This window comes from Streptomyces sp. NPDC055287, assembly GCF_053646035.1.
This window is the reverse complement of record NZ_JBSHNE010000009.1, coordinates 164,613-184,708: the sequence shown is the minus strand read 5'-3', so window position 1 is coordinate 184,708 and position 20,096 is coordinate 164,613. Positions and strand designations below refer to the sequence as shown.

Annotated in this window: 17 protein-coding genes and 1 pseudogene; 12 read left to right on the top strand and 6 right to left on the bottom strand. The window is 70.9% G+C overall.

Features of this window, described 5'->3' with window-relative positions; all coding sequences use genetic code 11:
* Window positions 1–123: 123 nt before the first annotated feature.
* From ACWIHY_RS17150 to ACWIHY_RS17130, 5 genes are all read right to left on the bottom strand, one after another.
* A complete protein-coding gene (locus ACWIHY_RS17150) occupies window positions 124–1,173 on the bottom strand; it encodes a 2-oxoacid:ferredoxin oxidoreductase subunit beta (protein ID WP_454376448.1) in 1,050 nt (349 codons plus the stop codon).
* Window positions 1,166–3,130: a 2-oxoacid:acceptor oxidoreductase subunit alpha gene (locus tag ACWIHY_RS17145; protein ID WP_454376447.1), complete on the bottom strand. Its 1,965-nt coding sequence runs from the start codon at window positions 3,128–3,130 to the stop codon at window positions 1,166–1,168. The genes ACWIHY_RS17150 and ACWIHY_RS17145 overlap by 8 nt, the downstream gene beginning before the upstream one ends.
* A gap of 227 nt (window positions 3,131–3,357) precedes the next feature.
* Complete coding sequence (locus tag ACWIHY_RS17140; protein ID WP_454376536.1) at window positions 3,358–4,017, bottom strand: LuxR C-terminal-related transcriptional regulator; 660 nt, start codon at window positions 4,015–4,017, stop codon at window positions 3,358–3,360.
* Window positions 4,018–4,189: 172 nt separating this feature from the next.
* A complete protein-coding gene (locus ACWIHY_RS17135) occupies window positions 4,190–5,542 on the bottom strand; it encodes a sensor histidine kinase (RefSeq protein WP_454376446.1) in 1,353 nt (450 codons plus the stop codon).
* 92 nt (window positions 5,543–5,634) lie between these two features.
* Window positions 5,635–6,915 (bottom strand): sensor histidine kinase, encoded by a 1,281-nt coding sequence (locus ACWIHY_RS17130; protein WP_454376445.1) that lies wholly within the window; start codon window positions 6,913–6,915, stop codon window positions 5,635–5,637.
* A gap of 188 nt (window positions 6,916–7,103) precedes the next feature.
* Here ACWIHY_RS17130 and ACWIHY_RS17125 point away from each other — a divergent pair, with 188 nt between their 5' ends.
* The 12 genes from ACWIHY_RS17125 to ACWIHY_RS17070 all read left to right on the top strand — a co-directional run bounded on the left by ACWIHY_RS17125 (window position 7,104) and on the right by ACWIHY_RS17070 (window position 18,623).
* The gene (locus ACWIHY_RS17125; RefSeq protein WP_093799593.1) at window positions 7,104–7,496 is read left to right on the top strand and encodes an NADH-quinone oxidoreductase subunit A; all 393 of its coding nucleotides are present in this window, start codon (window positions 7,104–7,106) and stop codon (window positions 7,494–7,496) included.
* Window positions 7,487–8,107 carry an NADH-quinone oxidoreductase subunit B gene (locus ACWIHY_RS17120; RefSeq protein ID WP_454376444.1) on the top strand — a complete coding sequence of 207 codons (621 nt, stop codon included), beginning with the start codon at window positions 7,487–7,489 and terminating at the stop codon, window positions 8,105–8,107. Before ACWIHY_RS17125 ends, ACWIHY_RS17120 begins: the two co-directional genes overlap by 10 nt.
* Window positions 8,104–9,621, top strand: a complete 1,518-nt coding sequence (locus ACWIHY_RS17115; RefSeq protein ID WP_454376443.1) for an NADH-quinone oxidoreductase subunit C — start codon at window positions 8,104–8,106, stop codon at window positions 9,619–9,621. Before ACWIHY_RS17120 ends, ACWIHY_RS17115 begins: the two co-directional genes overlap by 4 nt.
* Window positions 9,618–10,586, top strand: coding sequence for a complex I subunit 1/NuoH family protein (locus ACWIHY_RS17110; RefSeq protein ID WP_454376442.1), 969 nt, complete (start codon window positions 9,618–9,620; stop codon window positions 10,584–10,586). Before ACWIHY_RS17115 ends, ACWIHY_RS17110 begins: the two co-directional genes overlap by 4 nt.
* Window positions 10,586–11,197 carry a NuoI/complex I 23 kDa subunit family protein gene (locus ACWIHY_RS17105; RefSeq protein WP_454376441.1) on the top strand — a complete coding sequence of 204 codons (612 nt, stop codon included), beginning with the start codon at window positions 10,586–10,588 and terminating at the stop codon, window positions 11,195–11,197. The genes ACWIHY_RS17110 and ACWIHY_RS17105 overlap by 1 nt, the downstream gene beginning before the upstream one ends.
* Window positions 11,194–11,754, top strand: coding sequence for an NADH-quinone oxidoreductase subunit J family protein (locus ACWIHY_RS17100; protein ID WP_454376440.1), 561 nt, complete (start codon window positions 11,194–11,196; stop codon window positions 11,752–11,754). Before ACWIHY_RS17105 ends, ACWIHY_RS17100 begins: the two co-directional genes overlap by 4 nt.
* Entirely contained in the window at window positions 11,754–12,140 is a 387-nt protein-coding gene (nuoK, locus tag ACWIHY_RS17095) for an NADH-quinone oxidoreductase subunit NuoK (RefSeq protein WP_454376439.1), read from the top strand. Before ACWIHY_RS17100 ends, nuoK begins: the two co-directional genes overlap by 1 nt.
* Window positions 12,137–14,134, top strand: a complete 1,998-nt coding sequence (locus ACWIHY_RS17090) for an NADH-quinone oxidoreductase subunit 5 family protein (protein ID WP_454376438.1) — start codon at window positions 12,137–12,139, stop codon at window positions 14,132–14,134. Before nuoK ends, ACWIHY_RS17090 begins: the two co-directional genes overlap by 4 nt.
* 27 nt (window positions 14,135–14,161) lie before the next feature.
* Window positions 14,162–15,721, top strand: a complete 1,560-nt coding sequence (locus tag ACWIHY_RS17085) for an NADH-quinone oxidoreductase subunit M (RefSeq protein WP_454376535.1) — start codon at window positions 14,162–14,164, stop codon at window positions 15,719–15,721.
* Window positions 15,718–17,226 carry an NADH-quinone oxidoreductase subunit N gene (locus ACWIHY_RS17080; RefSeq protein ID WP_454376437.1) on the top strand — a complete coding sequence of 503 codons (1,509 nt, stop codon included), beginning with the start codon at window positions 15,718–15,720 and terminating at the stop codon, window positions 17,224–17,226. The genes ACWIHY_RS17085 and ACWIHY_RS17080 overlap by 4 nt, the downstream gene beginning before the upstream one ends.
* A gap of 144 nt (window positions 17,227–17,370) precedes the next feature.
* Window positions 17,371–18,234, top strand: a complete 864-nt coding sequence (gene htpX / locus ACWIHY_RS17075; RefSeq protein WP_454376436.1) for a zinc metalloprotease HtpX — start codon at window positions 17,371–17,373, stop codon at window positions 18,232–18,234.
* Window positions 18,231–18,623, top strand: coding sequence for a YccF domain-containing protein (locus tag ACWIHY_RS17070; protein ID WP_454376435.1), 393 nt, complete (start codon window positions 18,231–18,233; stop codon window positions 18,621–18,623). The genes htpX and ACWIHY_RS17070 overlap by 4 nt, the downstream gene beginning before the upstream one ends.
* A gap of 222 nt (window positions 18,624–18,845) precedes the next feature.
* On the opposite strand, the pseudogene ACWIHY_RS17065 reads toward ACWIHY_RS17070, so the two are convergent.
* Window positions 18,846–20,076: pseudogene (locus tag ACWIHY_RS17065) on the bottom strand (APC family permease).
* Window positions 20,077–20,096: the final 20 nt, after the last annotated feature.

Here is a 20,096-nt window from a genome sequence, read left to right as displayed (position 1 = left end):
CCTATTTCTGTTTTTAAGATCTCTCGGGTTGTGGCGCGGGTGGCGCGGCGAGCTCGTGGCGCACTTGCCGGCGCCCGTCCCATCGCCCCCGGCCGCCCCTCTTTCGAAACCGTCGCCGTGAAGTCAGCCGACGACAGTCCAGGTGTCCTTGCCGGCGAGCAGCGCACTCAGATCGCCCTTGCCGTTCTGCTCGATGGCGGCATCGAGCTGGTCGGCCATCAGCGTGTCGTACACCGGACGCTCGACGCTGCGCAGCACCCCGATCGGAGTGTGGTGCAGCGTGTCCGGGTCGGCGAGGCGCGAGAGCGCGAACGCCGTCGTGGGCGAGGCGGCGTGCGCGTCGTGGACGAGGATCCGCGACTCGTTCTCGGCCGTCACCGTCACCACCTTGAGGTCGCCGGTGGCCGCGTCCCGGACGACACCCTTCGAGCCCTCGGCCCCGAAGCGGATCGGCTGCCCGTGCTCCAGCCGGATCACGGCCTCCTCGGCCTGCTGCTTGTCCTTCAGGACCTCGAAGGCGCCGTCGTTGAAGATGTTGCAGTTCTGGTAGATCTCCACCAGCGCGGTGCCGGGGTGGTCGGCGGCCTGCCGCAGCACTTCGGTGAGGTGCTTGCGGTCGGAGTCGACCGTACGGGCGACGAAACCGGCCTCCGCGCCGATCGCCAGCGACACCGGGTTGAAGGGCGCGTCGAGCGAGCCCATCGGCGTCGACTTGGTGATCTTGCCGACCTCGGACGTCGGGCTGTACTGGCCCTTGGTCAGCCCGTAGATCCGGTTGTTGAACAGCAGGATCTTGAGGTTGACATTGCGCCGCAGCGCGTGGATCAGGTGGTTGCCGCCGATCGACAGCGCGTCGCCGTCACCGGTCACCACCCACACGCTCAGGTCGCGCCGCGAGGACGCGAGACCGGTCGCGATCGCGGGCGCGCGGCCGTGGATCGAGTGCATCCCGTACGTGTTCATGTAGTACGGGAAGCGGGACGAGCAGCCGATCCCGGAGACGAAGACGATGTTCTCCTTCGCCAGTCCGAGCTCGGGCATGAACCCCTGCACGGCGGCGAGGACCGCGTAGTCTCCGCAACCGGGGCACCAGCGCACTTCCTGATCGGACTTGAAGTCCTTCATGGACTGCTTGGCCTCGGCCTTGGGCACCAGCGAGAGCGCCTCAGTCATGGGTGGCCTCCTTGAGAGCCGTGGCGAGCTGCTCGGCCTTGAACGGCATGCCGTTGACCTGGTTGTACGAGTGGGCGTCGACCAGGTACTTCGCCCTGAGCAGGGTGGCCAGCTGTCCGAGGTTCATCTCGGGCACGACCACCTTCTCGTAACGCGCCAGAATCTCGCCCAGATTCCGGGGGAACGGGTTGAGGTGGCGCAGGTGGGCCTGCGCGATGGGCGTCCCTGCCGCGCGGAGCCGGCGTACGGCGGCCGTGATCGGGCCGTACGTCGAGCCCCAGCCCAGCACCAGGGTCCGGGCGTGGTCCGGGTCGTCGACCTCCAGGTCCGGGACCTCGATGCCGTCGATCTTGGCCTGCCGGGTGCGGACCATGAAGTCGTGGTTGGCCGGGTCGTAGGAGATGTTGCCCGAGCCGTCCTGCTTCTCGATGCCGCCGATGCGGTGCTCGAGCCCCGGGGTGCCGGGCACGGCCCACGGACGCGCCAGCGTCTGCGGGTCGCGCTTGTAGGGCCAGAAGACCTCGGTGCCGTCGGCGAGCTCGTGGTTCGGGCCGGTCGCGAACTGCACGCGCAGGTCCGGGAGCTCGTCGATCTCCGGGATCCGCCACGGTTCGCTGCCGTTGGCCAGATAGCCGTCGGACAGCAGGAACACCGGCGTCCGGTAGGTCAGTGCGATACGCGCCGCGTCCATGGCCGCGTCGAAGCAGTCGGCGGGGGTCTTCGGCGCCACGATCGGCACCGGGGCCTCGCCGTTGCGCCCGTACATCGCCTGGAGCAGGTCGGCCTGCTCGGTCTTGGTCGGCAGACCGGTCGAGGGACCGCCGCGCTGGATGGCGACCACCAGCAGCGGCAGCTCCAGCGACACGGCGAGGCCGATGGTCTCCGACTTCAGGGCCACACCGGGACCCGAGGTCGTGGTGACGGCCAGCTGCCCGCCGAACGCCGCGCCGAGCGCCGCCCCGATGGCCGCGATTTCGTCCTCGGCCTGGAAGGTCCGTACACCGAAGTTCTTGTGCTTGCTGAGTTCGTGCAGGATGTCGGAGGCCGGAGTGATCGGGTACGAGCCCAGATACAGCGGCAGGTCCGCCTGCTGCCCCGCGGCGATCAGCCCGTACGACAGGGCCAGGTTCCCGGAGATGTTGCGGTACGTCCCCGGGGGGAACGCCCTGGTCGCCGGGGCGACCTCGTAGGAGACCGCGAAGTCCTCGGTGGTCTCGCCGAAGTTCCAGCCGGCCCGGAACGCCGCGACGTTCGCCTCGGCGATCTGCGGCTTCTTCGCGAACTTGGCCCGCAGGAACGTCTCGGTGCCCTCGGTAGGCCGGTGGTACATCCACGACAGCAGGCCCAGCGCGAACATGTTCTTGCTCCGCTCGGCCTCCTTCCGGGACAGGCCGAAGTCCTTGAGCGCCTCGATCGTCATGGTGGTCAGCGGCACCGGATGGACGTTGTACGCCGCCAGCGAGCCGTCCTCCAGCGGGGACGTCTCGTAGCCGACCTTGGCCATCGGGCGCTTGGTGAACTCGTCGGTGTTGACGATGATCTCCGCGCCGCGCGGCACGTCCGCGATGTTCGCCTTCAGCGCGGCCGGGTTCATGGCCACCAGGACGTTCGGTGCGTCGCCCGGCGTCAGAATGTCGTGGTCGGCGAAGTGCAACTGGAAGCTGGATACGCCCGGCAGGGTGCCGGCGGGTGCCCGGATCTCGGCCGGGAAGTTCGGCAGTGTCGACAGATCGTTTCCGAACGATGCCGTCTCCGAAGTGAACCGGTCACCCGTGAGCTGCATACCGTCACCCGAGTCACCCGCGAAACGGATGATCACGCGGTCCAGGCGGCGGACCTCTTTGTCGACGGGTTTCCGGCTCGGCGTGCTGCGCTGTTCCCCGACGACGGTGTCATTCGCTCCGTCGGCATCGGCTCCATCGGCCTTCTCGGCCGGGCTACTGACCTGGCTGGTCACTGAACTGGACCTCCCTCGAGGCGGCTGCTCGGGGCCGGCCGGCCAGCCGGTGGCCCCAGGGCCCACCCTACGTCGGTAAGGGTGCCCTTCCCTGGGGCTCTCGCATACTGGACCCCGTTTTGAGACGGTCTGCTGCCCTGCTTTGCCATATTTTGCTCGCCCCCCGGCGCTCTTCGTGAAGACGCTCCGTACTCATCCTTCGGTTCTAGGGCTCACGTGTCAGGTGTCTAGGTCTTCAGGTACGTCAACACCGCCAGCACCCGCCGGTGATCACCTTCACTCGGCGAGAGTCCGAGCTTAAGGAAGATGTTGCTGACGTGCTTCTCGACAGCGCCGTCGCTCACCACCAGTTGCCGGGCGACCGCCGAGTTCGTCCGGCCCTCGGCCATGAGACCCAGGACCTCGCGCTCGCGGGGCGTCAGCCCCGCCAGGACGTCCTGCTTCCGGCTGCGGCCCAGCAACTGCGCCACGACCTCGGGGTCGAGCGCGGTCCCGCCCTGGGCCACTCGGACGACGGCGTCGACGAATTCACGCACTTCGGCCACCCGGTCCTTGAGCAGATAGCCCACGCCCCGGCTCGACCCCGCCAGCAGCTCCGTCGCGTACTGCTCCTCGACGTACTGCGAGAGCACCAGGACCCCGATCCCCGGGTAGTCCTTGCGCAGCCGCACCGCCGCCCGCACGCCCTCGTCGGTGTGCGTCGGAGGCATCCGTACGTCGGCGACCACCACATCGGGCAACTCGCCCTGCGACGCCAGATCCCCGACGGTCTTGATCAGCGCTTCCGCGTCCCCGACACCGGCGACGACATCGTGTCCGAGATCGGTCAGAAGCCGGGTCAGGCCCTCCCGAAGCAGCACTGAATCCTCGGCGATGACGACCCGCACTCTGTCCACCACGGTCCCGCAGCCCCCCAGCAATTGATCGCTCTCCCTCACATCGAACCCCAGCATCCCAGGATCCGGACCCAGTTGCGCCCGGGTGGTGGGAATAGTGGTGCACGACTCGAAGGGGGCCGGTCGGGGGAGCGGGCGAGCAGGGCGGCGGGCGGCCGGCGGATCAGCCCCGCCAGGGCAGCTCCGCCGTGACCGTGGTGGGCCCGCCCGCCGGCGAGTCGACGACCAGGATTCCGTCGACCGCATCCAGCCGCTCCGCGAGCCCGGCCAGACCCGAGCCGGCCGTCGTGTCCGCCCCGCCCCGGCCGTCGTCACTCACCTGGAGCATCAGCCGGTCCGCGGTCTGCCACACCTCGACCGTGGCCCGCGACGCCTGTGCGTGCTTGCTGACGTTCTGGAGGAGCTCGGAGACCGTGAAGTACGCGATGCCCTCGATGGCCGGGGCCGGCCGCGCCGGAAGATCGACCTCGACCCGCACCGGCACCGTGCACCGGGAGGCCACCGAGGAGAGCGCCGCGTCCAGACCACGGTCGGTGAGGACCGCCGGGTGGATGCCCCGGGCCAGGTCCCGCAGCTCCTGAAGCGCGGTCTTCACCTCGCCGTGCGCCTCGTCCACCATGCGCGCGGCGGCCTCCGGATCCTGCGTCAGCTTCTCCTTGGCCAGTCCCAGGTCCATCGCCAGGGCGACGAGCCGGGCCTGCGCGCCGTCGTGCAGATCGCGTTCGATGCGCCGCAGGTCGGCGGCCGCGGTGTCGACGACGACGCCCCGGTCCGACTCCAGTTCCGAGACGCGGGTGGCCAGCCGGGACGGGCCGAGCAGCCCGGCCACCATCACCCGGTCCACGGTCGTCAGACCGCGTATGAGCCACGGGGTGGCGAGGGTGAGGAGCAGGCCGAACGCGCTGGTCGCGCCCAGTTCGACGGGACTGTCGAGGTAGACGTTGTGCGTGTTGTCGCCGTACAACTGCACGCCGTCCACTCCGGCGTAGACCGGGAACACCCACTGCCACAACGGATACGTGAGCATGGCCCAGCCGTACGTCCAGAAGACCAGCGACACCGAGAAGGCGAACACCGCCCAGGGCAGATGCAGCACGGCGTACAGCAGGTGGCGCCAGGACGTCCCGCTCTTGAGCACGGCGCTCATCCAGGACAGCGGCCCGCCGCCCGGCCCGGCGCGCACGGGCGCCGGCTCCGCCACGTCCAGCTTGAGCAGCCCCCGGGCGCGGGCCCGCTCCAGCGCACCGAAACCGCGGCAGCCGGCCAGGCCGGCCGCCAGCACCGGTACGCCCAGGAAGGTGATCAGCAGGCCCATGCCCAGCGACGTCATGGTGACCGCGAAGGAGAAGAGCAGAACGCTGACGGGCAGGCTGAGCATCAGGTAACCGAACTCGCGCCAGGTCCGGGCCTCGATCGGGGCGCGCAGCGCCGGAGGAAGGACGTGCCTCTTCGGGGGCCCGCTCCCGGGCTCCCACTGGTCCTGGTACCGGGTCTGCGGTGCGTACTCCGTGGCCATCGCTGCCGTCCGTTTCTGCTCGGGTGATGCTGATGAGTGGCGGTGTGTGACTCAAGAATGCGGGGACGGGCAGGCGGGGACCATGAGGCCGGTCACCGTTTACCACCGGGGGTTTTCCCCACCCCGGCCCGGTGCTTGGCCGCACCCGCACCCGCCCCCGCCCCCGCAGCCCCGTCGCGGTCCCGCCACGGCAGCTCGGCCGTCACCGTGGTCGGCCCGCCCGCCGGGGAGTCGAGGACGAACAGCCCGTCCACCGCACCCAGCCGGTCGGCCAGACCCGCCATGCCCGTGCCGCCGTCCAGCCGCGCACCGCCGCGCCCGTCGTCCCGTACCTGGATCAGCAGCCGCTCCTCGCTGCGCCACACATCCACGGACGCGGACCGCGCCCCGCTGTGCTTGCTGACGTTCTGCAGGAGTTCGGAGACCGTGAAGTACGCGATGCCCTCGATCGCCTCCGCCGGACGCGCCGTCAGGCCCACGGTGACCCGCACCGGAGCCGTGCAGCGCGACGCGATCGACGACAGTGCCGCGTCCAGGCCCCGGTCGGTCAGCACGGCGGGATGGATGCCGCGCGCCAGATCGCGCAACTCCTGCAACGCCAGCTTCACCTCGCCGTGCGCCTCGTCGACCATCGCCGCCGCCGCGGCCGGGTCCTTGAAGTCGCCGGTCAGCTTCTCCTTCGCCATGCCGAGTCCCATGGCGAGCGCCACCAGCCGGGCCTGTGCCCCGTCGTGGAGATCGCGTTCGATGCGCCGCAGGTCGGCGGCCGCGGTGTCGACGACGACGCCCCGGTCCGACTCCAGCTCGGCGATCCGCTGTTCCAGTTCGTCGGAGGGGGAGAGCAGGCCGCGGACCATCGCCCGGTCGGCATTGGCCATCGCCCGCGCGAGATACGGCAGTACCGGCCACAGCGCGACGAGCCCGGCCAGCGTGAGCCCGAAGGTCAGTACGCCCCAGGGCAGCCGGATGAAGGCGTACAGCGCCGTCCGCCACCCCACCGGATCCTTCAGGCGCATCCACAGCCGGGGAAGGAAGCCGCCGGAACCGTGCCCCGCCGCAGCCGGGCTCGGCTCCTCGACGTACACGCCGAGCAGAGCCCGTGCCCGCGCCCGCTCGATCGCACCGAGCCCGCGTGCGCCCAGGAGCCCCGCCGCCAGGACCGGCAGGCCGATCACCGTGACCGAGAGCCCGCACCCGAGGGCGAGGGCCACCACGGTGTACACAAAGCCGAAGAGAGCCATGGGCAGGTTGAGGAGGAGATGCGCGATCTCCTTCCAGGTGTCGGAGCCGTAGGGGAAGCGGACGGGCGGCGGCCCGCCGGTCCCGTCTGACCGGTCGTAATCTGGGAGATGGTCGCTGGCGCTGGCGGTCATGGTGCTCAGCCTGCCGGGCGCCGGCCACGGATGCCATGGGGTAACTGGGTGCGTGGAAGTAGGGATAACCCCACCACTGCGTGAGACGGCTGCTTACCCGGCTTTTACCAGGGCCTAGACTCCCGTGCGTACAGATCGTCGAACGAGGCCGATGTGGCCGACGCAGCCAGGGAGCGAGAGGGGCGGACGTGCCGGAACCGACGGTTCTCGCGGACGGGTACTTCCAGAGTTACTCGGTCGTCGGACTGCTCGCAGTCGTCGGCGTCCTCTTCGTCGCCGTGGCCTTCGGGGCCGGGCGACTGCTGCGGCCCGTCGTGCCGACGCCGGAGAAGCTGCTGACGTACGAGTGCGGCGTGGACCCGGTCGGAGAGGGCTGGGCGCACACGCAGGTCCGCTACTACGTCTACGCCTTCCTGTACGTGATCTTCGCCGTCGACTCCATCTTCCTGTTCCCGTGGGCGACGGTCTTCGCCGCGCCCGAGTACGGCGCGACGACGCTGGTCGAGATGTTCATCTTCCTCGGCTTCCTGGCCGTGGGACTGCTGTACGCATGGAAGAAGGGCGTCCTCGAATGGACGTGACCCGAGTGAACCCTGTCGATCTCCCCGAGCCGACGCTGCCGCCGCTCCCCGAGCCGAAGCGCCTGGGAGCTCTCGCCCGCCTCGCGCCCGAGCCCATGAAGGTGGTCCTGAACTGGGGCCGCCGCTACAGCCTGTGGGTCTTCAACTTCGGCCTCGCCTGCTGCGCGATCGAATTCATCGCCGCGTCAATGGCGCGCCACGACTTCATCCGGCTCGGCGTGATTCCCTTCGCGCCGGGGCCGCGCCAGGCCGACCTGATGGTGGTGTCCGGCACGGTCACGGACAAGATGGCCCCGGCCGTCAAGCGGCTGTACGAGCAGATGCCGGAGCCGAAATACGTCATCTCCTTCGGCGCCTGCTCCAACTGCGGCGGCCCGTACTGGGACTCGTACTCCGTGACCAAGGGCGTCGACCAGATCATCCCCGTCGATGTGTACGTACCGGGCTGCCCGCCGAGGCCCGAGGCGCTGCTCCAGGGGATCCTCAAGCTTCAGGAGAAGATCGCCCGCGAGTCTCTGAGCGAGCGATACGGCCACGGACGGCCCTCCGCGGCCGCCCTCCAGAGCGGCCTCGTCGCGCCGCCGCCGACTCCGGGGGAGGGCACGAAGTGAGCGAGGCGACCAACGTGACGGCGTACGACAGCCTGCCCGACGCCGTCACCGAGATCTTCGGCGAGGAAGCGACCGCCGAGCGCAGCTACGACCTGCTCACCGTCGACGTACCGATCGGCTCGTGGATCGCGGCGCTGGAGATCGCGCGCGACAAGCTGGGCTGCACGTACTTCGACTGGCTGAGCGCGGTCGACGAGCCGGGCACGGGCTTTCGTGTGTGCGCCCACGTCGTCGCCCTCGAAGGCCGTACGGTCCGACGCCTCCTGGTCCGTACGACCGTCCCCCACTCGGCGCCCGCCGTGCCCACCGCCGTCGAGATCTACGCCGGCGCGGAGTGGCACGAACGCGAGACGCACGAGATGTTCGGCGTCGACTTCACCGGCCACCCGCACCTGGTGCCGCTCCTGCTGCCCGACGGCTTCGAGGGCCACCCGCTGCGCAAGGACTTCGTGCTCGCGGCCCGGGTCGCCAAGGCGTGGCCCGGCGCGAAGGAGCCGGGGGAGTCGGACCACGGCGGCCCCAAGCGCCGCCAGATGCTGCCGCCCGGCGTCCCGGACCCGAACGACTGGGGCCCCCAGAAGGGCCAGCTCCCGCCGGCTCCGGCCCGCCCCGCCCGCACCCCGCGCGCGGCAGGAGCGGCAGGGGCGGCCGACCGGCCGCCGCGCCGTGCCCGCAGCGTGGCCGAGGGTTCGGCGACCCAGGCGGCTGGGGAAGCCGCCCCGGCGGCCCCGGAAGGCACCGCTCCCAGGCCGCCGCGCCGCACGCGCAGCGTGAGCGAGGGCTCGGCGAGCCAGGCGGCGGAGGCGGCGACGCCTGCCGAGGCACCGGCTGCACCCGCGACGCCTGCCGAGGCACCGGGCGCACCTGCGACGCCTGCCGAGGCACCGGGCGCACCTGCGACGCCCGCCGAGGCACCGGGCGCACCTGCGACGCCCGCCGAGGCACCGGCCGCACCCGCGACGCCTGCCGAGGCACCCGCACCTGCCGCCGCACCCGCGACGCCGCCGGTCACACAGCCGGAGGTCGCGACGCCGCCGGCCGAGGACGCCGCACCGGCGACGCCGCGTCGCACGCGCGGCGTGAGCGCGGGCTCTGCGAGCCAGGCCGCGGACGCCTCGGCCACCGCCGCGGCGCCGACGACGCAGCCCTCCCCGGAGCCGGAGGCAACGACCACGCCGGCCGAACCCGTGGCGCCCGCCGAACGCGGGGCCGGGGCCCCGGCAGCCCGGCCCGCCCCGGCGGCGCCCGCGCGCAGCGCCGACGCGCCCTGGCACCACCCGCGCCCCGCGTTCCAGGACGAGGAAGCGGGACGGGACACGGACGCCGCCGGCCGAACCGGCGCATCCGCCGACACCGAGGCCGACGCGGCGGAAGCCGCCGACGAGGCCGCCGACGCCGTGCGCGGCGACGCGGGCGCCGCCAAGCAGCCCGGCAGGCCGGCCGTCGACGCCGCCGACGCCACTGACGAGGACACGACCGGGCCCACCCCGGACCGAGGGAGCGACGACGCGTGAACGACGTACTCGATGTCGCCCTGCGCCTGGTCATCGTCTTCGCCGTGTTCATGGTCCTGCCGCTCGTCGTCGGGCAGACCGAGCACAAAGTGATGGCCCACATGCAGGGCCGCCTCGGCCCCATGTACGCGGGAGGGTTCCACGGCTGGGCCCAGCTCGTCGCCGACGGCGTGAAGTTCGCGCAGAAGGAAGACATCGTCCCGGCCAACGCCGACCGCCGTATCTTCCAGCTCGCGCCCGCCGTCGCGCTCCTCCCGTACCTCCTCGTGCTCGTCGCCATCCCGATCGGCCCCAGCGAGGGAGCGGTCGGCCAGGTCATCGACGCGGGCATCTTCTTCGTGCTCGCCGTCATGGGCGTGGGAGTGCTCGGCTCGCTCATGGCGGGCTGGGCCTCGGCGAACAAGTTCTCCCTCCTCGGCGGCCTGCGTACCGCCGCCCAGCTCCTCGCGTACGAACTGCCGATGCTGCTCGCCGCCGCCTCCGTGGCGATGGCGGCCGGCACCGTCTCGCTGCCCGGCATCCTGAACGCCTTCGAGTGGTGGTGGCTGCCGTGGCAGATCGTCGGCGCGATCGTCTTCTTCGTCGCGGGACTCGCCGAACTCCAGCGGCCACCCTTCGACATGCCGGTCGCCGACTCCGAGATCATCTTCGGCGCCTACACCGAGTACACGGGCCTGCGCTTCGCGCTGTTCCTGCTCGCCGAGTACGCCGGAATCGTCGTCCTCTGCGGTCTGACCACCGTCCTCTTCCTCGGCGGCTGGCACGGCCCCTGGGGTGCGGAGGGCCTCGGCTGGGTCTGGACGCTGCTGAAGACCGCGATCCTCGCCTTCGGCATCATCTGGCTGCGCGTGACCTACCCGCGGCTGCGCGAGGACCAGCTCCAGAAGCTCGCCTGGACCGTACTCATCCCGCTCGCTCTCGCGCAGATCGCGCTCACCGGCATCGTGAAGGTGGCGATCCAGTAATGGCACCGATCCCGGGCTCAGGCCTCGCCAAAGGCCTGGCCGTCACGCTCCGCACGATGACGAAGAAGACCGTCACCGCGCAGTACCCGGACGTCCAGCCCGAACTGCCGCCCCGCTCGCGCGGCGTGATCGGCCTGTTCGAGGAGAACTGCACGGTCTGCATGCTCTGCGCGCGCGAGTGCCCCGACTGGTGCATCTACATCGACTCGCACAAGGAGACGGTCCCGGCCGCCGTCCCCGGCGGCCGCGAGCGCAGCCGCAACGTCCTCGACCGCTTCGCGATCGACTTCTCACTCTGCATGTACTGCGGTATCTGCATCGAGGTCTGTCCTTTCGACGCGCTCTTCTGGTCCCCGGAGTTCGAGTACGCCGAGACCGACATCCACGAGCTCACCCACGAGCGCGACAAGCTCCGCGAGTGGATGTGGACCGTGCCCGAGCCGCCCGCGCTGGACCCCGGCGCCGAGGAGCCCAAGGAGATCGCGGCGGCGCGCAAGACCGCCGAGAAGCTCGCCGCAGCCCAGGAGCAGGCAGCCCAGGAGCAGGCCGCCCAGCAACAGACAGCCCAGGAACAACCACCCCGGCAGGAAGAAGAGGGGCCCGCCGAATGAGCCACCTCGCCGCAGCCGCCGAGCAGGGCTTCCTCTCCCCGACCGGCGTCGAGATCGCCTTTGTCCTCGTCGGCGTCGCCACCCTCGGCGCGGCCGCCGTCACGGTCACCACCAAACAGCTGGTGCACGCCGCCCTCTGGCTGGTCGTCGCACTCGGCGGCCTGGCCGTCGAGTACCTCCTGCTGACAGCCGAGTTCATCGCCTGGGTGCAGGTCCTCATCTACGTCGGTTCCGTGGTCGTTCTCCTCCTCTTCGGACTGATGCTCACCAAGGCGCCCATCGGCCGCTCCCCGGACGCCGACTCCGGCAACCGCTGGGCAGCTCTCACGGTGGCCGTCGCCGCGGCCGCCGCACTCGTCTGGGTGGTCGTCGACGCGTTCCGCACCCAGTGGATCGACCTCGACGGACCGTCCCAGGGCTCGACCAAGGTGACCGGCGAGATCCTCTTCCAGCACTGGGTGCTGCCCTTCGAGGCGCTCTCGGTCCTCCTGCTCGCCGCACTCGTCGGCGCGATCGTCCTCTCCCGCAAGAGCGACAGTGACAAGGAGCAGCGCTGATGCACCTCGCCTATCCCGCCGTGCTCGCCGCCCTCCTGTTCTGCACCGGGCTGTACGGAGTGCTCGCGCGCCGCAACGCGATCCTGGTCCTGATGTCCGTCGAGCTGATGCTCAACGCCGTCAACCTCAACCTGGTCGCCTTCGACGTCTGGCTCCGCGACACGCTCCACGCCGGCCAGGCCCTGACCCTGTTCACCATCGCCATCGCCGCGGCGGAGATCGGCATCGGCCTGTCGATCGTCCTGATGGTCTACCGCAACCGCGGCACCTCGGACATCGACAAGCTGCGCGACACCACCGAAGGCCGGGCCGCCGACGCCGAAGCTTTCGCCATGGCACAGAAGGCCGCACAAGAGGCCGAAGAGAAGGCTGAGGCCGCCGCGTGACGACCACGACCCTCGCCGTCCTCGTCCCCCTCCTTCCCTTTCTCGGCGCCGCGGCCGGCCTGCTGTCCGGCCGCACCGCCCCGGGATTCGTCCGGCCCCTCGCCGTACTGCCGACCCTGGCCGCCGCCGTGCTGGCCGCGATCGTCGCCGTACGCCAGGGGGGTGACGGGCCGGTCGACGCCTCGACGCAGCTGACCCCCACGGGCTCGGTGCCCATCGACCTCGCCCTGCACCTCGACGGCTTCGCGGTCCTCGTCGCCGTCCTGGTCGGAGTCGTCGCCACCTGCGTGCAGCTCTACTCGACGGGCTACCTGCGCGACGACCCGCGCTACCCGTCCTACGCCGCCCTCATCTCGCTCTTCACCTCCGCGATGCTCCTCGTCGTCTACTCCGGCGACCTGATGGTGCTGCTGGTCGGCTGGGAAATCATGGGCATCTGCTCGTACTTCCTCGTCGGCCACTACTGGGAGACGCCGGAAGCCCGCGCCGCCTCACTCAAGGCCTTCCTGGTCACCAAGCTCGGTGACATCCCCTTCCTGTTCGGCCTGTTCGCGCTCGCCGCCGACGCCGGTACGTTCCGGATCACCGGCATCCTCGGCGCCGTCACCAGCGGCGGGCTCGACCACCCGACGCTGATCGCGCTGCTGCTCCTCGCCGGTGTAGCGGGCAAGTCGGCCCAGTTCCCGCTGCACACCTGGCTGCCCGACGCGATGGCCGGCCCGACGCCGGTCTCCGCGCTGATCCACGCCGCGACGATGGTCGCCGCCGGTGTGTACTTCGTGGCCCGCCTCCTGCCCGTCTTCGCCGCCTCCGCCGCCGCCCTGACCGTCCTCGCCGTGATGGCCGCGGTCACGATGGTCGGCTCCGCCCTCGCCGCCCTCGCCCAGGACGACATCAAGCGCGTCCTCGCATACTCCACGATCGGCCAGCTCGGCTACATGACCGGCGCCCTGGCCGTCGGCAACCGCGGCGCCGCCGTCTTCCACCTCCTGTCCCACGGCGCCTTCAAGGCGCTCCTCTTCCTCGGCGCCGGCGTGATCATCCACGCCGCCGGCACCAACTCCCTGGCCGCCATGTCCCGCATGAGCGGCCTGCCCCGGCGCATCCCGGACGCGTACTGGACGATGACGATCGCCCTGCTCGCCCTCGCCGCGATCCCGCCCTTCGCCGGCTTCTTCTCCAAGGAAGCCGTTCTCGTCGCCGCCGAGCACGCCTCCCTCGGCGACACCACCGGCGTCCCCTCCGGCGCGGGCTGGACCGTGCTCATCGCAGGCCTGCTCACGGCCCTCCTCACGGCGGCGTATGCCACCCGCCTGTGGCTGCTGGCCTTCCGCGGCCGCGGCCCGGCCGCTCCCGATCACGGCAAGCAGCCCCTCGCCATGAACGGCGTGCTGTGGGTCCTCGCCGTCCCCTCACTCGGCTTCGGCCTCACCGTCGGCTACCTCGCCGACTGGTTCGACGGCCACGCCCTCACCCCGACCGTCACCACCGCCGTCCTCGGCACCGGTGTGGCCCTCGTAGGCGGGCTGGTGACCTACGGCGCCTGGCGCCACACCACGGCCATGGCCGCCACCCGCCCCCCGATCGGCGCCGTGGCCGCCCACCCCGAGGACAGCCCGGCCGTATCCGAGGCGGAAGCCATCGCCACCCACACCCCCGCCTACGGCGACATCGCGTCGGCCCCCGACCCGGCCGACCCCGGCCGGCTCCTGCTCGGCCCGCTGCACCGCCACGCCGCCGTCGGATTCCACCTCGACGCCGTCTACAACGCCCTTTTCGTACGGCCCGTCCTGGCAGGCGCCGAACTGGTCCGCTTCCTGGACCGCGAGGTCGTCGAGACGTACGTACGCGGTGCGGGCGCCGTCCCGCGCCTCCTCGGCGCGGGCGTCCGCCGAGCCCAGACCGGCAACGTGCAGACCTACCTCAGCGCACTGCTCGCCGGTTCCGTCGTCCTGGCGATCGCCGCCGTCATCGTCGCCGCCGTCGGAGCGTGAGCCGTGATCGATATCAGCCCGTCCGTGATGCAGTTCCTCCTGGCGTTCGTCGTCGCCGGCCCGCTCCTCGGCGCGGCCGCGGCCCTTCTCCCGGCCCCGCCCGGACTGAAGGGCAAGAACCCCGGCCAGGCCGTGCTCCGCCACGGTGTGACGGTCACCGCCGCGATCCTGATCGCGGCCGTCGTCCTCACCCTCGGCTTCGACCACGACCACCCGTCGAAGATGCAGGCCACGACCGACATCAGCTGGATCCCGGCGCTCGACGTCAGAATCCACCTCGGCATCGACGGCATCTCGCTCCCCCTCCTCGTACTGACCGCGCTGCTGACCTTCCTCTGCGCGCTCTACAGCTACTTCAAGATGCCTTCGGGCCCCTCCCCGAAGGCATTCGTCGCCCTCCTGCTGGTCCTCGAGTCCGGCACCCTCGCGACGTTCGCCGTCCTCGATCTGCTGCTCTTCTTCCTGGCGTTCGAGATGGTCCTCATCCCGATGTACTTCCTGATCGCCCGCTGGGGCGGCGACCAGAGGCAGCCCGCCGCCTGGAAGTTCATCCTCTACACGCTGCTCGGCTCCGTCGTCATGCTGCTCGGTCTCCTCCTCATCGGACTGAAGTCGGGCACATTCGACATGGTGGCACTCGCCACTGACAACGGCCGTGGACTGACCACATCAGTGCAGGTCATCGCCGTTCTCGCGATCGGTCTCGGTCTGGCCGTCAAGACCCCGATGTGGCCGCTGCACAGCTGGCTCCCCGACGCGCACACCGCCGCACCCACCGTCGGCTCGGTCCTCCTCGCAGGCGTCTTGCTGAAGATGGGGACGTACGGATTCGTCCGCATCGCACTCCCCGTCGCCCCCGACGGCATGCGCACCTTCGCGCCCTACCTCGCCGCCTTCGCGGTCGTCGGCATCATCTACGGATCCCTCGCCTGCCTCGCGCTGGCACGCAAGGGCGCCAAGGGCGACCTCAAGCGGCTGATCGCGTACTCGTCCGTCGGCCACATGGGTTTCGTGCTCCTCGGCATCGCGTCCATGACCCCCACCGGCGTCAACGGCGCGCTCTTCGCCAACATCGCCCACGGCCTGATCACCGGCCTCCTCTTCTTCCTGGTCGGCGCCCTCAAGGACCGTTACGGCACCGCCGACCTCGACACCCTCGCCGGAGCCACCGGCGCGGCCCTCTACGGCCGCGCCCCCCGCCTCGGCGGTCTCCTCGCCTTCGCCGCGGTCGCCTCCCTCGGCCTCCCCGGCCTCGCGGGCTTCTGGGGCGAGATGCTCACGATGTTCGGCGCCTTCGACCCGGCCGAGGGCCTCAGCCGCCCCGCCTTCCTCACCTTCATGGCGATCGCCGGCGTCGGCACCCTGCTGACCGCCGCCTACCTCCTCGTCGTCGTACGCCGCGTCTGCATGGGCGTGCCCCAGCAGGAAGCGGCCGAGCCGGCCGCGATCGCCGACGTCCAGGGCTACGAATTCGCCGCCTGGACCCCCCTCGTCGCCCTCACCGTCCTTGCCGGACTCTGGCCCGCGGTCCTCCTCGGCCTCACCGACCCGGCCGTGCAGAAGCTCCTCGCAGGAGGCAAGTCGTGACCGTGGCCGCCGAAAGCGCCAGCCTCGTCCAGTCCGTCGACTGGGCGGCGATCGCCCCGCCGACGATCACCGCGACGGTGGGCCTGATCGTCCTGGTCGCCGACCTCTTCGTCCCCGAGAACAAGAAGCAGCTCCTGGGCCGCCTATCCGTCGCCGGCCTGGCCGTCGCGCTTCTCTCCCTCCTGCCCCTGCGCCAGGGCGACCGCTCCACCTTCTGCCTGACCTCGGACACCGGTGTCTGCAGCTACACGGCCGACCACTTCACCCTGGTCATCCAGCTCCTGGTGCTCGGCGGCGCGCTGCTCACGGCGCTACTGTCGATGACCGACACCAGGAACAAGACGCTCCCCGCGGGCGAGTTCTGGTTCCTCCTGATGTCCTCCGCGGCCGGAGCGGCCCTGCTGCCCGCCTCCCGCGACCTCGCCACCCTCGTCGTCGCCCTGGAAGTCGCCTCGCTCCCGGCCTTCGCCCTGGTCGGCATGAAGCGCGGCGACCGCCTCTCCTCCGAGGCCGCCCTGAAGTTCTTCCTGTCCTCCGTCACCGCCACCGCCGTGATGCTGCTCGGCGTCAGCTTCGTGTACGCGACGACCGGCACCCTGCACCTCACGGAGATCGCCGTACGTCTGGACGACGTACCGGGGCAGCTCGACACGCTCGCCCAGGCCGGCGTCGCCCTCACCCTCGTCGGCTTCGCCTTCAAGACGGCGGCGGTCCCGTTCCACTTCTGGGTCCCCGACACGTACGTGGGAGCGCCCCTTCCGGTCGCCGCCTACCTCTCGGTCATCGGCAAGGCGGTCGGGTTCACGGGCCTCATCCTGGTCACCGTCATCGCCTTCCCCTCATACGCCGACGTATGGGGCCCCGCTCTCGCCGTGCTGGCGGCGCTCACCATGACGGTGGGCAATGTCGCCGCCCTGCGCCAGTCGGCCACGCGCGCGTACAGCGCGGTCCGCCTGCTCGCCTGGTCCTCCGTCGGCCAGGCCGGCTACATCCTGGTCCCGATCGCGGCAGCGGCGTACTCCAGCGACGACCAGATCGGCTCCACCGTCGCGTACGCCCTGATGTACGCGGTCGTGAACCTCGGCGCCTTCGCCGTCGCCGCCCTGGTCGCCCGCACGCACCCGCTCAACCGGATCGCCGACTACCGGGGCCTCTACGCGAGCCGCCCCCTCGCCGCCCTCGCGCTCGGCTTCTTCCTGCTCTGCCTGGCAGGCCTGCCGCCCGGCATCATCGGCCTCTTCGCCAAGGTCACCGTCTTCTCCGCGGCGGTCGACGCGGGGCTCGGCTGGCTCGCGGTCGTCATGGCGGCGAACGTCGTGATCGCTCTCTACTACTACCTCAAGTGGACAGCGGTTCTCTTCCGCGCGCCCGAGGGCGAACAGGCCAAGCACGCGGTCCCCGTGCCCGTCACCGTCGCCATCGCCCTGACCGCCGTCCTCGGCATCGTCCTGTCCGGCGTACCTCAGCTGGCACTGCGCTTCGCTACGGGCAATCTCTTCCAGTAACCACGTATGGCCCAACGGACGGCCCGGTAGCACAAGGGAACTAGCCCCCCTCGCTTGGCGTTGACCAGTAAGGGAGGGTCCACTGAATGTGGAAGCACCCCCACAGCAAGGGGTTCCCCCGCCGCACCATTTGGAGGGCGCACCGTGCACCGCCGGCACAACGGGCTGAGGACCGCCGTACTCCTCGGGGGACTGTCAGCACTCATCATCGTCATCGGCAGCTTCTTCGGCCGGGCGGGCCTGATTGTCGCGGTTCTCGTCGCACTCGGCACCAACGCCTACGCGTACTGGAACAGCGACAAGCTGGCACTGCGCGCCATGCGCGCCCGCCCGGTGAGCGAGTTCGAGGCGCCAGAGCTGTACCGCATGGTCCGCGACCTCTCCACCCAGGCCCGCCAGCCGATGCCCCGCCTCTACATCTCGCCGACGCAGGCCCCCAACGCCTTCGCCACCGGCCGCAACCCCCGCAACGCGGCGGTCTGCTGCACCGAGGGCATTCTCCAGATGCTCAACGAGCGTGAGCTGCGCGGCGTCATCGGCCACGAGCTGAGCCACGTCTACAACCGGGACATCCTGATCTCCTCGGTCGCCGGCGCCCTGGCCTCGGTGATCATGTTCCTGGTGAACTTCGCCTGGCTGATCCCCATCGGCCGCTCCGACGACGACGAGGGCCCGGGCCTCATCGGCATGCTGCTGATCATGATCCTGGGCCCCCTGGCCGCCTCGGTCATCCAACTCGCAGTGAGCCGCTCCCGCGAGTACCAGGCAGACGCCTCCGGAGCCCAGCTCACCGGCGACCCACTCGCTCTCGCGAGCGCCCTGCGCAAGCTCGACGCGGGCACGAAGCAGCTGCCGCTGCCCCCCGAGCCGCGCATCGAGACCGCGAGTCACATGATGATCGCGAACCCGTTCCGCCCGGGCCGGGGGGCCGCGAAGCTCTTCTCCACCCACCCGCCCATGGCGGAACGCATCGCCCGACTCGAGCAGATGGCAGGTCACCGCCCATGAAGACAATCCTGAACGTCATCTGGCTGATCGTGAGCGGTTTCTGGCTCTTCCTGGGCTACCTGCTCGCCGGCCTACTCCTGTGCATCACCATCATCGGCATCCCCTTCGGCCTGGCAGCCTTCCGGATCGGCGTCTACGCCCTCTGGCCGTTCGGCTACACCACGACGGAACGCCGGGACGCGGGAGCGCCCTCCGTGGTGGGCAACGTCCTGTGGCTGGTCCTCGCGGGCTGGTGGCTGGCGTTGAGTCACATCGTCACGGGTATCGCGCTGTGCGTCACGATCATCGGCATCCCGTTCGGCGTGGCGAACTTCAAGATGATCCCCATCTCGCTGCTTCCGCTGGGCCGCGAAATCGTCCCCACGGACCAGCTGTTCGCATCCCGCTGACACCGACGGGACGCGCCCCCACCCCCGTTCCGCTCAACACACCACGATGCCGGGAGGGGGCGCACCGGGGCGCTCCCCGCAGGGTGTCGAACGTGAGCACTCCGAAGCACCCCAAGTGGCCGAAAGGCTCGGCACCCGAGGCAATGCCCCGGGGCGTCGCCGACCCCCGCACGTACACTCCGAAGGGCGTCACCAGCCCCCGCCCGTACGCACCGGGGCGCGTCACCGACCCCCCGCCCGTGCGCGCCAGGCGTACGCCGCCGCCCCCGCCGCCAGCACCGCCGCCCCGGCCACCATCGAGGACACCGGCAGCGCGAACGCAGCCCCACGCACCCCACAAACCCGACCACCGCCCTCAGGCGCCCGCGCCCCGAACCGAGCGTCCACGCCGCAGCATTGGCCACGGCGTAGTAGGCCAGCACCCCGAAGGACGAGAACCCGATCGCCCCCCCGCACATCACCCACCGCGGCCACCACGGCGACAACGGCACCCACCACCAACTCGGCCCGGTGCGGCACCTGGAACCGCGGATGTACGGCGGCCAGCGCCCCCGGCAGATACCCGTCCCGCGCCATCGCCAGCGTCGTACGCGACACCCCGAGGATCAGCGCCAGCAGAGACCCGAGCGCCGCCACAGCCGCACCGCCCCGCACCACGGGCGCCAGTACCCCGAAGCCCGCCGCCCGTACCGCATCCGCCAACGGCGTCTCCGAAGAGGCCAGTTGCCCGGCCCCCAGTACCGACACCACCGCGACCGCCACGCATGCGTACACCACCAGCGCGATCCCGAGCTCCAGCGGAACAGCGCGCGGAATCGTCCGCGCCGGGTCGCGCACCTCCTCTCACCCAGCGTCGCGATCCGCGCGTACCCGGCGAACGCGAAGAAGAGCAGGCCCGCTGCCTGGAGCACACCACCGGGCGAACCACCGGGCCCGGACCCGAGCGGGGGACCGCTCACCCCCACGCAGACAGCCACGACGCCCACAAGAACCGCCAGCACCACACCCACGATCGCCCGCGTGAGCCAGGCCGACTTCTGAACGCCCCCGTAGTTGACGGCCGTCAGCAGAACCACCGCACCAACCGCCACCGCATGCGCCTGCTCCGGCCACACGTAAGCCCCGACCGTCAGCGCCATGGCCGCGCACGAGGCGGTCTTCCCCACCACGAAAGCCCACCCGGCGAGGTCCTCCCAGAAAGCCCCGAGCCGCTCCCGCCCGTACACGTAGGTCCCGCCGGAGGCCGGATAGAGTGCTGTCAGCCGCGCGGACGCCATCGCATTGCAGTACGCCACCACAGCGGCCGGCGCCAGCGCCCCCAGCAACAGCGTGCCCGAGCCGGCCGCCCGCGCCGCCGGCCCGAGCGCGACGAAGATGCCGCGCCGATCATGGCCCCGAGCCCGATCACCACCGCATCGAATACCCCGAGTGACCGGCGCGGTTCCTGAGTCATGCGCCGCACCCTGGCGAGCC